Annotated in this window: 14 protein-coding genes; 4 read left to right on the top strand and 10 right to left on the bottom strand. The window is 66.1% G+C overall.

What is annotated here, in order from left to right; genetic code table 11:
• Window positions 1–115: 115 nt before the first annotated feature.
• Together ACQR0W_RS13185 and ACQR0W_RS13180 are read right to left on the bottom strand one after the other, a co-directional pair.
• Window positions 116–451 (bottom strand): GIY-YIG nuclease family protein, encoded by a 336-nt coding sequence (locus ACQR0W_RS13185; RefSeq protein WP_316174354.1) that lies wholly within the window; start codon window positions 449–451, stop codon window positions 116–118.
• A 104-nt stretch (window positions 452–555) separates the two neighbouring features.
• Window positions 556–1,620, bottom strand: a complete 1,065-nt coding sequence (locus ACQR0W_RS13180; RefSeq protein ID WP_316187095.1) for a quinone oxidoreductase family protein — start codon at window positions 1,618–1,620, stop codon at window positions 556–558.
• On the opposite strand from ACQR0W_RS13180, the gene ACQR0W_RS13175 reads away from it, so the two are divergent.
• On the top strand, window positions 1,561–2,049 hold the full coding sequence (locus tag ACQR0W_RS13175) for a MarR family winged helix-turn-helix transcriptional regulator (RefSeq protein WP_315713604.1): 489 nt from the start codon (window positions 1,561–1,563) through the stop codon (window positions 2,047–2,049). The genes ACQR0W_RS13180 and ACQR0W_RS13175 overlap by 60 nt on opposite strands.
• A 12-nt stretch (window positions 2,050–2,061) precedes the next feature.
• Here the strand turns inward: ACQR0W_RS13175 and uvrC are convergent, their stop codons facing one another.
• Window positions 2,062–4,125, bottom strand: coding sequence for an excinuclease ABC subunit UvrC (gene uvrC / locus ACQR0W_RS13170; protein ID WP_316187096.1), 2,064 nt, complete (start codon window positions 4,123–4,125; stop codon window positions 2,062–2,064).
• Window positions 4,126–4,368: 243 nt separating this feature from the next.
• On the opposite strand from uvrC, the gene ACQR0W_RS13165 reads away from it, so the two are divergent.
• Window positions 4,369–5,004: an outer membrane protein gene (locus ACQR0W_RS13165; RefSeq protein ID WP_315713602.1), complete on the top strand. Its 636-nt coding sequence runs from the start codon at window positions 4,369–4,371 to the stop codon at window positions 5,002–5,004.
• 256 nt (window positions 5,005–5,260) lie between these two features.
• Here ACQR0W_RS13165 and ACQR0W_RS13160 read toward each other — a convergent pair whose 3' ends face one another.
• The 4 genes from ACQR0W_RS13160 to ACQR0W_RS13145 all read right to left on the bottom strand — a co-directional run bounded on the left by ACQR0W_RS13160 (window position 5,261) and on the right by ACQR0W_RS13145 (window position 8,025).
• Window positions 5,261–5,476 carry a cold-shock protein gene (locus ACQR0W_RS13160; RefSeq protein WP_006612991.1) on the bottom strand — a complete coding sequence of 72 codons (216 nt, stop codon included), beginning with the start codon at window positions 5,474–5,476 and terminating at the stop codon, window positions 5,261–5,263.
• A 252-nt stretch (window positions 5,477–5,728) separates the two neighbouring features.
• Entirely contained in the window at window positions 5,729–6,589 is an 861-nt protein-coding gene (locus ACQR0W_RS13155) for a 23S rRNA (adenine(2030)-N(6))-methyltransferase RlmJ (protein ID WP_315713601.1), read from the bottom strand.
• A gap of 134 nt (window positions 6,590–6,723) precedes the next feature.
• Entirely contained in the window at window positions 6,724–7,428 is a 705-nt protein-coding gene (locus ACQR0W_RS13150; RefSeq protein WP_315754447.1) for a ribonuclease T2, read from the bottom strand.
• A 132-nt stretch (window positions 7,429–7,560) separates the two neighbouring features.
• On the bottom strand, window positions 7,561–8,025 hold the full coding sequence (locus ACQR0W_RS13145; protein WP_315713599.1) for a hypothetical protein: 465 nt from the start codon (window positions 8,023–8,025) through the stop codon (window positions 7,561–7,563).
• Window positions 8,026–8,193: 168 nt separating this feature from the next.
• On the opposite strand from ACQR0W_RS13145, the gene ACQR0W_RS13140 reads away from it, so the two are divergent.
• The gene (locus tag ACQR0W_RS13140; RefSeq protein WP_316166178.1) at window positions 8,194–8,499 is read left to right on the top strand and encodes a hypothetical protein; all 306 of its coding nucleotides are present in this window, start codon (window positions 8,194–8,196) and stop codon (window positions 8,497–8,499) included.
• An 83-nt stretch (window positions 8,500–8,582) separates the two neighbouring features.
• Complete coding sequence (locus ACQR0W_RS13135; RefSeq protein ID WP_315754445.1) at window positions 8,583–9,131, top strand: DUF3617 domain-containing protein; 549 nt, start codon at window positions 8,583–8,585, stop codon at window positions 9,129–9,131.
• A gap of 46 nt (window positions 9,132–9,177) precedes the next feature.
• On the opposite strand, the gene ACQR0W_RS13130 is transcribed toward ACQR0W_RS13135, so the two are convergent.
• The 3 genes from ACQR0W_RS13130 to ACQR0W_RS13120 form a co-directional block, all read right to left on the bottom strand.
• The gene (locus ACQR0W_RS13130; RefSeq protein ID WP_316187097.1) at window positions 9,178–10,170 is read right to left on the bottom strand and encodes an NAD(P)H-quinone oxidoreductase; all 993 of its coding nucleotides are present in this window, start codon (window positions 10,168–10,170) and stop codon (window positions 9,178–9,180) included.
• Between the two features lie 18 nt (window positions 10,171–10,188).
• On the bottom strand, window positions 10,189–11,394 hold the full coding sequence (locus tag ACQR0W_RS13125) for an ABC transporter substrate-binding protein (protein WP_316187098.1): 1,206 nt from the start codon (window positions 11,392–11,394) through the stop codon (window positions 10,189–10,191).
• Between the two features lie 83 nt (window positions 11,395–11,477).
• Window positions 11,478–12,329, bottom strand: a complete 852-nt coding sequence (locus ACQR0W_RS13120; protein ID WP_316174347.1) for a fumarylacetoacetate hydrolase family protein — start codon at window positions 12,327–12,329, stop codon at window positions 11,478–11,480.
• Window positions 12,330–12,355 lie beyond the last annotated feature (26 nt).

Here is a 12,355-nt window from a genome sequence, read left to right as displayed (position 1 = left end):
ACGCTTCATTAAGCAACCGGACGCGGTCGCGCCAGTGCGCAGATCGGCGGGCGCGACGCACGGCTGGGACCTTGTTGCGGTGCAGTGACGGCTGCGCGAAGGCTTGAGCGAAAGCTCAGATCGCCTCCGCGCCATGCACCGCGCACCAATGCGCCTGGCGTTCCGCGAACACGCGGTCGCGGACATAGCCCAGCGTCTCCTCGTCCAGGGTCTCGATGACGTCCAGGCTGAACGCCTCCGCGCCGTGGGCGGTCCAGGCCGCCTGCAGGCCGCCGCGGCGATGGCCGCCCTGGCGCAGGGTGAACCAGAGGCGGTTCTGGATTTTGTCGAGATCCGGCGCGCAGCCGACCCAGCGCTGGCCGGTGGCGGCGCAGGTCACGGCGAAGATGCCGGCAGGTGTCTTGCGTTCCTTATAGGCGGCGACGGCCGCCTTGCGCTGGTCGGGGGTCATGGTGGGGCTCCACTTTAACCCGGGTAATTAGCGTATATTTTTATCCGGGTAAATTGTTTTTGCCGACAGCCTGCCAACTCGCCGTTTTTTTGCTGTCCCGGCTTTCACATGGTGAGCACGACGCGGCGGGTGGCATCATCCCTGGCCCAATTGCGTTCGATCGCGTTCAGCGGGATCGGATCGGCCGCGATCTCGAGCCGGGCAGGGATGGCCGCCTGCAACAACTCATCGGTGAGCGCGATCAGACGCTCGAGCGGAATGCTGCCGATGCCGCTGCCCATCAATTCGATGGCTGATGCGCGCAGCACCGCGCTCGGCAGGGTGATGTCGCCGCTGCTGATGGAGCCGATCTGGACGAATCGGATCGGCCTCGCCTCCGCGCCCGCCTTGGCTGCTGCCATCAGCAGCCGCTCGGCGCTGGCGCCCCAGAGATAGTCGAGCACGACGTCGACACCCCCGGCGAAATGGGGCTTGAAACGTTCCTCCAGCGCGTCGCCATCGCCGACCAGGGGAATGACCGCGTCGGCGCCGAGCGCGGTCAGGGATTGCAGCGTCGCGGCGTTGCGCCCGGTCGCGATCACCTTGGCCGCACCGAGATGCTTGGCGATCTGAACCGCGAGCCGACCGGACGTTCCAGTGGCGCCATTGATCAGCACGGTGTCGCCGGCGCGGAGGTGTGCGCGCTCGCGCAGCGCCGCCCAGGACGACAGGCCGGGATTGGCGATTGCCGCCGCGGTGACGTCATCGAGATCATCGGGCAAGGCGAGGCATCGCGCCTTCGGCACCACCGTCTTTTCGGCCATGCCGCCATGGGGGGCCCTGGGAAGCACGAAGTAGACCCGGCTGCCGTCCTCACAGCGGCCGACGCCATCGATCCCAGCCACAAAGGGAAACGCGCCGGTTGAGCTGTAGTGCGTGCCGGAGGCGCGGGCCTTGGTGATCTGGCTGATCGCTGCGGCGGTCACGGTGATCAGATGCTCGTCAGGAGCAGCGATCGGGTTGGCGAAATCGGCGTAGACCGGCGGCTGCCCGGCTTTCTGGACAATAGCGGCTTTCATGGTGGAGCTCCGGATTATATGTGTGTAATGCACATATATCCGGAGGGACTGATGTCGCCAAGGAATAATGTGCAAAATACACATATAAGTGAGCAGCTCCGCGTCCTGCACGGGGCGCTGCTCGACATTGTGGCCGTGATGAACCGGCCGCAGCGCGACGAGGCGCTGATCAGGGAAGCCGGCATCGCGCTCGACCGCGCGCTGTTTCCGCTGCTGGTCGGAATCGAGCGATTTGGCCCGATCGGTGTGGTCGAGATGGCGGATCGGGTCGGGCGCGACTACACCACCGTCAGCCGCCAGGTCGCCAAGCTCGAGAGCCTCGGGCTGGTGGCACGCCAGGCCAGCGCCGCGGACCGGCGGGTGCGCGAGGCGGTGATCACGCCGAAGGGCAAGGCCATGACCGACCTCGTCGACGCTGCGCGCGAGCGGATCGGCCGCGCCATCTTCGAAAGCTGGGAGATCCGCGATGTGGATGAGCTGGTGCGGCTGATGCGGAAGTTCGCCGATGCGGTGAAGCAGGAGCCGCCGGCTGCGGCTTGAGCCGCGATCGGCTTAGCTCGCGTTGCTGTGAAAATACTCGAAAATCTTCCGCGCGCTTTCGGCGCTCACGCCCGGCACCTTGCCGAGATCGGCGATCGAGGCGCGTTCGATCTCTTTCAAGGTGCCGAAATGGTGCAGCAGCGCGCGCTTGCGCGACGGGCCGATGCCGGGGATCTCCTGCAGGCCGGCCTCGCGGATGTCCTTCTTGCGCAGCTTGCGGTGTGAGCCGATGACGAAGCGATGCGCCTCGTCGCGCAGGCGCTGGATGAAATACAGCACGGGATCGCGCGGCTCGAGCTTGATGGCCTCGCGCTCGGGGATGAACAGCGTCTCGCGGCCGGCGTCACGGTCGGGGCCCTTGGCGACCGACATCAGCGCGACATTGGTGACGCCGAGCTCAGTGAAGATCTCGCGGACGGCATTGAGCTGGCCGCGGCCGCCGTCGATGATGACGAGATCCGGCCATTGCGGCGCGTCGTCCTCCTTGGCCGCGCGGGCGACATCCTTCTCCGACGGTGACACCAGCCGCTTGAAGCGGCGCTGCAGCACCTCCTTCATCATCGCGTAGTCGTCGCCGGGCGTCAGCCCTTCCGACTTGATGTTGAACTTGCGGTACTGGTTCTTCATGAAGCCGTCGGGGCCGGCGACGATCATCGCGCCGACCGCGTTGGTGCCCTGGATGTGGCTGTTGTCGTAGACCTCGATGCGCTTCGGGACCTGCGGCAGACCGAGCGTCGTCGTCATCGCCTCCAAGAGGCGGCTCTGCGTTGCGGTGTCCGCGAGCTTGCGGCCCAGCGCCTCGCGCGCATTGGTCAGCGCATGGATGACGAGGTCCTTCTTCTCGCCGCGCTTCGGGCAGGACACCTCGACCTTGTGGCCGGCCTTGACGCACAGCGCCTCGGCGAGCAACTCGGCTTCCTCGATCTCGTGCGACAGCAGGATCAGCTTCGGCGGCGGCTTTTCGTCGTAGAACTGCGTGATGAACGCCGACAGCACCTCCTCCGGCAGATAGCTCTTCTCCGCGCGCGGGAAGTAGGCGCGGTTGCCCCAGTTCTGCCCGGTGCGGAAGAAGAACACCTCGACGCAGGAATAGCCGCCCTCCTGGTGGATGGCGAACACGTCGGCTTCCTCGACCGTGCGCGGATTGATGCCCTGCTGCGAGGAGATCGCCGACAGCGCCGCGAGGCGGTCGCGATAGACGGCGGCAGTCTCGAATTCGAGCTCGCCCGACGCCTTCTCCATTTCGGCCGCCAGCAGCGCCTTCACCGCCTGGCTGCGTCCGGACAGGAAGTCGGTCGCCTCGCGCACCAGCTCGGTGTAGCCGGGGAAGTCGATCTCCTGGGTGCAGGGCCCGGCGCAGCGGCGGATCTGGTGCAGCAGGCAGGGGCGGGTGCGGCTCTCGAAGAACGAGTCGGTGCAGGAGCGGATCAGGAAGGCGCGCTGCAGCGCCGTGATGGTGCGGTTGACGGCACCGGCCGAGGCGAACGGACCGAAATAGCGCCCCGGCCTGGACTGCGCGCCGCGGTGCTTGAGGATCTGCGGCGCCCAATGGTCGCCGGTGATGAGAATATAGGGAAACGACTTGTCGTCGCGCAGTTGCACGTTGAAGCGCGGCTTGAGCTGCTTGATGAGGTTCGCCTCCAGCAGCAGCGCCTCGGTCTCCGTGGTGGTGGAGACGATCTCGACCGTCACGGTGGCTGCGATCATGCGCAGGATGCGCGCCGGCAGCGGCGCGTTGGCACGCGCATAGGACGACAGGCGCTTTTTGACGTTCTTGGCCTTGCCGACATAGAGCACGTCGTGCGCCGCGTTGAGCATGCGGTAGACGCCCGGCGAGGTCGGCGCCAGCCGCACCGCGTTCTCGATCGCCGCGTGGCCGATCGCAAGCGGACCTTCGCCGACCGCCTCCAGGCTCTCCTCGGCCAGCTCCGGCAGCCGGCCGTCATCGTCCTCGTCCGCAGCCGATGCGGCGGGATCGAGGTCGGGCGTGTCGATGGTCTCGGGCGGCAGGTCGGCCGCGCCACGCCGGCTCGGGGGCGCCGGCGCCTTGGGTGGATCGGAGCTGTGGGTGGTCATGTCCGCAAACTAAGCGCTGCCGCGCCGTCTCGCCAGCTTGCGATGGCGCCATGCACAGGGCAGGGCGGTAACGCTTCGTTAAGCACGTTAATGGCCGGGTAACCCGGCTTAACAACGGCTTAACCTAAAACTCTCGATAAATGCTCACGAAAGAAGCGAGAGTTCCGTAACCACGCCGGCCCGCGCACCACAGTCGCGCGGCGCAGGCTCCGGCGGGTGACGGCGAGTGGCGTGGAGTGAGCGATGAACAGGTTCTTGGTCGGTGCTGCCGCCGCGGCGGGCTTGGGCGCGGCGGCTCTCGGATCGGTCTCGGCCCAGGCGGCGGATCTCGGCTACGGGCGCGGCGCGCCCTATACCGTGAACCAGCCCCTCAACGCCTACAGCTGGGCCGGGCCCTACCTCGGCGGCACGCTGGGCTATGAATGGGGCACCGTCGGCAACAACCCGACCAAGCCGTCCGGTCTCACCGGCGGCCTGACCGCGGGTTACAATTGGCAGAACGGCCCGTGGGTGTTCGGCGCCGAGGGCGACATCAACCTGACCGGCGCCAATGACACCTTCGCCCCGTGGAAGTTCTCGAACCCGTGGTTCGGCACATTGCGCGGCCGCGCCGGCTACGCCTTCAACAACATCCTGTTCTACGGCACCGGCGGCCTCGCCTTTGGCGGCCTGCGCGCCGAGACCTTCGGTCTTTCGGAATCGCACACCACGGTGGGCTGGACGCTCGGTGCCGGCACCGAGTTCGGCCTCGCACAGAACTGGACCGCCAAGATCGAGTATCTCTACGTCGATCTCGACAGCAGCAATTTCGTGATCACGGGGGCGAAGAACGACTATCGGTTTGGAATTGTGCGCGCAGGCATCAACTTCCACTTCTGATGGCAACGAGGGAATAGGAAGAAGAAACGTCCAACGACAACCTCCCGGCCGCTCGCGCGGCCGGGATTTTTTTGTCGGAGCGCTCTGTGCAATCTGGCAGGCGCGCATCACTGCGCGCGGCCTGCACGTACGAGCCGGCAATGCTGTGCACGCGAGCAGGCGCTGCCGACAGCTTCCAAACCAGCGAAGAGGTGGCGTCGAGGCGCGCCCGGCTGCAATCATGCCGGCGCGTGAACCACCGCCAGGCGGGCTCGCCCTAAGACGACAGCACCAGGTTCACCGCTTTCGGGCCCTTGCCCTTCTTGTCCGGCTCGACCTCGAAGCTGATCCGCTGTCCTTCGGTCAGGTCCTTCAGGCCCGCGCGCTCCACCGCCGTGATGTGCACGAACACGTCGCGTCCACCGTCGTCCGGCTTGATGAAGCCGTAGCCGCGTTCGCCGTTGAAGAACTTGACCGTCCCAGTCATGGCCATCGGGAAACTCCTCCCCCGCAATGCTTCCTCCACTGCGCGCCCTGCGCAGCGTCCGACCGGACATCACTTTGATCGGAAAGCGTTGGCCACCTTAACGCCCAGCGCTCGCCGCGCCGGATCGCCGGATCTTGTTAGGCCTTGATCACCCCGCCGCAACCATTCGCGGAAGCGGAACGTAAAGCCAGTCTTACAATCGGACACAATAATACGGTTCCGCGCCGATTGACTACGGCTTTTCGACCAGTCGCCGTTTCAAGCTTTGGGGAATTCGAGTCGGAAGCGCGCCGCGCCGCCTTGGCCGAGGGGCTTCTGCAGTTCCTGCAGGATGAGCTTCAGCTCGTCATGTAATGTCCAGGGCGGGTTGACGATCAGCAGCCCGGTCGAGGTGAGCGCCTCGCCTTCGATCTGCGGCGCAACACTGAACTCAATCCGCAGCACCTTGCCCGGCGGCTTGGCCGCGGCTGCGAGCGCCGCGACACGATCGCTCAGCTCTTCCGTCGCACGCCGGCTCTTGGCGGGATACCACAGCACGTAGATACCGGTGGTCCACTTCGCGAAGGCCGCGGCGAAGCGATCGGCGAGCCGCTCGAACTCATCCTTCGCCTCGAACGCCGGATCGATCAGCACCACGCCCCGGCGCTCGTTCGGCGGCACGAAGGCGGGCAGGGCGACCCAGCCGTCGAGATCGACGACACGGGCCTGGGTGTCGCGGCGCAACTGATCGATCAACTGCTTGCGGGGGATCGGCGCGAGCTCGCACAGGGTCATGCGGTCCTGCGGCCGCAGCAGCGCGCGCGCGATCAGCGGCGAGCCGGGATAGGCGACCAGCTCGGCCTTGGGATTGAACGATCGGACGATATCCAGATAGGGCTGGACCAGCGCATAGGCCTGATCGGACAGCCGCGCCTGCAGCACGCGGGCGATGCCGGTGAGGTACTCGCCGCTGCGCGTCGCCTCGTCGCCGGTGAGGTCATACAGGCCGGCGCCGGCATGGGTGTCGATCACCCGGAACGCGGCGGGCTTCTCCTGGAGGTAGACCAGGATGCGCGTCAGCACGATGTGCTTGATGACGTCGGCGAAGCCGCCGGCGTGGAAGGCATGTCGGTAGTTCATGCCATCCGGTTACGCCGTTCCGCGTCAAAAGGGTACCCCGTCGATGCGCCGGATGCCCTCCGGAGAGCCGCGGATGAGCGCCGCCGCAGGAGGCGCCGCAGGCCGACGCGCTGCGTCGCCCCGATTCGCAGCCGCTAGCCGCCGCGGACCGGCGGCATGTTGACCTCGTCGCGCCGGCAGGCCTGCCGGTCGATCTCGTCGCAGTTGCGAAACTCCAGATCCTTCGACAGACAGATCCGGACCTCGCTCAGCCTGGTGCGATTGCAGGTGACGGCAATGCCCGATGTCGTGAGCTTGGGGTTGGCCTTGATGAAGGCCTCCTCGATCGCCGCTGGCGCCACCGTCTTGGCCTCCGCGAGATCGAGGAATTCCGGGGGGATCTTGATGGCGGCGCGGGCCTTGCGGATGGCTTCGAAATAGGCCTTCGCCGACACGCCGGCGCAGGTGCCGTGCTTGTCCCACTCGTTGTAGATCAGGCCCGGCGCCGGCATCAGGTCGAGCATCGAGGTCATGATGTTGCGCGGCAGGCGCGGCGCCGGCTGCTCGCAATATTCGGGGTAGCCGTTCTCGTATTGCGGCCACAGCCCGTGCACGACGAACGAGTACGGTCGGCCGCTGCATTGCTGGGACCGGCTGCCGCGACCGCCGCGCTCCTCGGCTTCGGCGCAGTACGAGGGCGACCACGACAACGAGAGAACGTAGAAGTCGAACGCGCCCGGCGCATTCTGGCGGCGGTCCTGCGCCTCGGCGGCGCCAGCCGTGAGCACGCCGAGCAAGAGGGCAAAGCAGGCGATCGTTCTGGACAACAGGACGGCAGGTCGGCACAGGCAATCGAACATGGCGTACTCCCCGGACAATGCCAGGAGCCTACCAGTGCGCTGGAACATTTCAAGAACAAAAATGGCTGCCCCGAGGCAGCCATTCGTCAGCCGGCCGCCCGCGCGAGCGGCCGATACGCCGGGAAAGGCGAATCAGGGCTTGGCGGCGCGGCAGGCCGGATTGAAGGCCCAGTTGCGATCGAGGCCGACGACGCAGAACTCGACGCCCTGGTCATAGCCGGCGAAGCCGCCATCCTCGATGATCGAGAAGTTGACGGTGCGCGCCTTGCCGTCGCTGATCATCACGCTGCCGGTGCAGAAGCGACGCGGAATGTTGTCGGACTGCCAGGGCCGGAAGGCGATCTCATGGACATTGGCGACGCCGGTGATCGTCAGCGAGGAATTCCAGAAGGTGCTCTCCTTGTCCTGGAATCGCGAGACGATGGTCGGAATGGCCGCCTCGCAAGGCGCGACCCGGCCTTCATATTTCGGACCGGACAACCAGAAGTTCATCTCGAGCGGGTTGGCGGCCTGAGCCGGGGCGGTGGCGACGATGGCGGCAAGCAGCGCGCCACAGGCGGCGCCGAACATCTTGAAAGGTGAGCTGAAGTCGCGCATGGGCCGTCCGCAAGGCTGATCCGGGAGCGTGGACCGTGCCGCGGCGGCCACAGGAGGTCAAGTGCAACGCGGCAACACTCCACGATTAGTCCTGTTAACGCGAGGCCGGTGTTCTTTTCTTGACCGGACAGGACCTTTAGAATGGCGGGCCAGATCGAGGAGAATGCAATGCGGACGCTGATGGCCGGATTCGTGAAGACTGCAGGCCTCGTGGCCACTGGGATGGTGCTGGTTGCGGCATCCGCCCAGGCCGACGTGGTGCCGCCCTTCAAGGGCAACGACACCGGCGGCATCATCGCCTTCCAGCTGGCCCAGACCACGGATGCGCGCCAGCTCGCGGTCGATCATTGCGCCTCCTACGGCAAGGTCGCGAAGTTCCGCGCCGTCGATGCGCGCTACGGTGGCTACGTTTCGTTCGCCTGCCGCTGGGTGCCCTATGGCTCGGCGCAGCGGCCGCTGCGGACGCTGTACTGACCTTCCATCAACTGCCGTTCTCCCAATTGCCATTTTTCTGCGGCATTCGCTCCGGCATCGATCAACGAGCCGGAACGGGGCATATGACCTGCACACGCATCGCAATTGGGCTGTTGGCCTGCTGCCTCCTGGGCGTGACCGCGAGCCATGAGGCACGGGCCGTCGACCTGCCGGTGCGCAAGGCCGGCCTGTGGGAGCTGAAGATGATCAGATCCGGCGGTCAGCTGCCGGAGGCGACGATGCAGCACTGCACCGACGCGGCCACCGACAAGGAGATGAACAACTTCGCCTCGCCGATGGCGCAGCAGGTCTGCTCCAAGCAGGACATCCAGAAGACCGCGACCGGCTACGTCTCCGATTCGGTCTGCAATTTCGGCGGCATCAATACGACGTCGCATGCCGACATCACCGGCGACTTCAACTCGGCCTATACGGTGAAGACGATGTCGCGCGTCACGGGCGGCGCCGCCGGCACCGGGGTGAAGGACACCGCGATGACGATCGAGGCCAGATGGCTCGGCGCCTGCAAGCCCGACCAGAAGCCCGGGGACATCGTGATGCCCGGCGGCATGAAGATGAACGTCAAGGACATGGCCAAGCTGAAGGCCCTGATCCCGGGCGTGAAGCAGTAGGCGGGCGCTCGTTGCGCGTGGCGGGCGCAGCGACGTGGATCGTCGCTCATTCGCGGACGTTGAGCATGATCTTCCCGATGTGCCGGCCCGTCTCCATGCGTTCGTGCGCATCGGCTGCCTCGGACAGGCGATAGGTGCTGTCGATGTGCGGCCGAATGGCCGTTCCGAGCAGGGACGAGATGCGCTGCCGCAGCTCGCTTGCGAGGCGGCGTTTGATATCGAGTGACGTCGACCGCAGGAATGCGCCGGTGATGCTGGCCCGGCGCGCCATCAGGCTGCGCAGCGGCACCGCCAGCTCCTTGCCATGTCCGGCCGAGAGCAGGGCGATCCGTCCGCCCATCGCGAGCGCCGCAAGGTCCTGCGCAATGTGAGCGCCGGCGGAGGTGTCGAGGATGCAGTCGACCCCGCGCTTCCCCGTCGCCGCGCGGATCTGCTCGGCGAGATCGGGATCGGCATAGTCGAACACGGCGCTGCAGCCGAGCCCGAGTGCCAGGGCGCGCTTCTCTGCGGTGCCGGCGGTGGCCATGACGGGATGACCCAGCGCGCGCAGGAGCTGGATCGCGATCGTGCCGACGCCGCTGCTTCCGCCATGAATCAGGGCGGTCTCGCCGGGCATCATGCGCATCAGCTCGAAGAAATTGAACCAGGTCGTGAACAGCGCTTCGGGTAGGCCGGCGCCTTGGATCAAGTCGAGGCCGCTCGGCAAGTCCAGTGCAAGATGCTGATCGGTGGCGACGTATTGCGCGTATGAACCGCCGTCGGTCAGTGCGATCACCGCTCTACCCAGCCGTTCCGGGGAAACGTTGGCGCCGCAGGCCACGATGCGCCCCGAGGCTTCCAATCCCGGTATGGGATTGGGCTCCCGCGACGGCCCGGCAGCGCGCTGGTTGCAGTCATGACGGTTGATGCCGGCGGCTGCGACCTCGATCAGCACATCGTCTGGTCCGAGGCGCGGGACCGGCCAGTCCTGTCGCTCCGACAGGACCTCCGGGCCGCCCGCGGCGGTGATGATGACGGCGCGCTGATCGTCCGGAATCATGCTTGGTCGCTCATGTGCTCACTTGCCGACCAGGCTGCACTTGCTGCGGTCGAGCGGGCGAAACGCCTGATCGGGGGCGATCTTCGTCACCAGCTTGACGAAGTCCCAGGGGCGCTTCGATTCGGCGGGGGTCTTGACCTGGACCAGATACAGGTCGTGCACCATGCGCTGGTCGTCGCGGATCTGGCCGTGGTCCGCATAGGCATCCGAGACCGGCGTGGCCTTCATCCGGACCATCACCGTTGCGCCGTCGTCGCTGTCGGCATCCTTCACCGCCTGCAGATAGTGCCGCACGGCCGAATAGACCCCGGCCTGGATCTGTGACGGCATCGCCTTCCGGCGCGCGTAGAACGCGTCGGAGAAGCGGCGCGCGGCGGGAGAGGCATCCTCGAAGAAGCTGGTGACGATGAGATCGCCCTGCGTCGCCTTGAGGCCGATGGCCTCGATGTCGACGTTCTGGAACGACATCGGCACGATCTTCATGCCCTGGGCCGCAAGCCCGAATTCCTCGGCCTGCTTGATGGCCGTGGCATTGTCGCCGGCGACGTTGAGCGCCAGGATCTTGGCGCCGGAGGCCTGGGCCTGCAGCAGGAACGAGCCGTAATCCGGCGTGCCGAGCTGCGCCTTGACGCTGCCGGCGACCGTGCCGCCGAGCTCGGCGATGCGGGCGCGCGCGGTTGCCTCGACCGAATGGCCGAATGCGTAGTCGCCGGTGATGAAGAACCACGGCTCCTTGCTGGTCTGCATGATGCCCGACACGACGGCTGTCGCGGTCGAATAGGCGTCGTGCGTCCATTGCACCGAGGTCGGGGCGCAGGCCTCGTCGGTGAGCTGATTGGCGCCGGCCCCGGAGATGAGAAAGATCTTGCCGTTGCTGCGCACCAGCTCCTGGACGCCAAGGGCCGCGCCGGAGCTGCCGCCGTCGGCGATCGCCTGCACACCGTCCTGCTCGAACCAGCGCCGGGCGATCGCGACCGCGATATCCGGCTTGTTCTGATGATCGGCCTGAAGGATTTCGATCGGCCTGCCGTTGATCTTGCCACCGAACTCCTCAGCGGCCATCCGGGCCGCTTCCACGGAGCCGGGCCCCATCGCGGTCGCGAAGATGCCGGTCATGTCGGTGAGTACACCGATACGGATGGCACCCGCCTTGATTTCGGCCTGCGCGGATGAGCCTGCAAGCAGTAGCAGGCCAGCGATGCTGGATCTGAGACAGCGCGACATGATGATCCTCCCCGGATTTGAAGATTTGGTTTTTTGTCGTGTTTGATTGGTGCGCCCTCGCGGTTCTCCGCGAGGCGGAAACGTCAGGCTTCCAGTTCGGCAGTCACGGGATTGCGCAGCACGCCGATGCCCGAGATCTCGACCTCGACCGTATCGCCGGGCTTCATGAACAGAGGCGGGGTGCGCTTGAAGCCGACGCCTCCCGGCGTTCCGGTGACGATCACGTCCCCCGGCAGCAAGGTCATGATCGTCGAGCAATAGACGATCAGATCGGGCACGTCGGTGATGAGGAGATCCGTGGTGGTCTGCTGCACGGTCTCGCCATTGAGGCGGGTCTGCAGCGTCAGCTTGGACGGGTCGGGAATTTCGTCGGCGGTGACCAGCCAGGGGCCAAATGCGCCGGACTGATCGAAGGTCTTGCCCGACAGGAATTGCGACGTGTGGCGTTGCCAGTCGCGGATGCTGCCTTCATTGTAGCAGGAATAGCCGGCGATGTGCGTGAGCGCGTCCTCGCGCCGGACATGCCGGCCGGCTTTCCCGATCACGAGCGCGAGTTCGCCCTCATAGTCGAAATGATCGGAGACACCAGGGCGAATGACCGGTTGCAGATGTCCCACCTGGCTGGTCGGAAAGCGCGCGAACAGCGCGGGCTTCTCGGTGACCGTTCGTCCAGTCTCTGCGACGTGGTCGCGATAGTTCAGGCCGACGCAGATGATTTTGCCGGGATCGGGGATGACGGGCGCGAAGGTGATCGCATCGAGCGGATAGTCGGGCGGTTCGGAGGTGAGCAGCGCGGCGGCGTCGCGAAGCGCATCCGCCTCGAGCAGCGCGCGCAGGCTCTTCGCCGGCAGCCGCCGGCCGAGGTCGACGACACCGTCTCCCTTCACGGCGCCGTATCCGGGACGCCCGTCGATCACAAAGGAAACCAGCTTCATACGTGAACCCTCTCAAAAAGAACGGA

Source organism: Bradyrhizobium sp. HKCCYLRH1034 (assembly GCF_051168375.1).
Classification (GTDB): Bacteria; Pseudomonadota; Alphaproteobacteria; order Rhizobiales; family Xanthobacteraceae; genus Bradyrhizobium.
The sequence above is the reverse complement of the archived record's forward strand: the minus strand, read 5'-3'. Positions and strand labels throughout refer to the sequence as shown.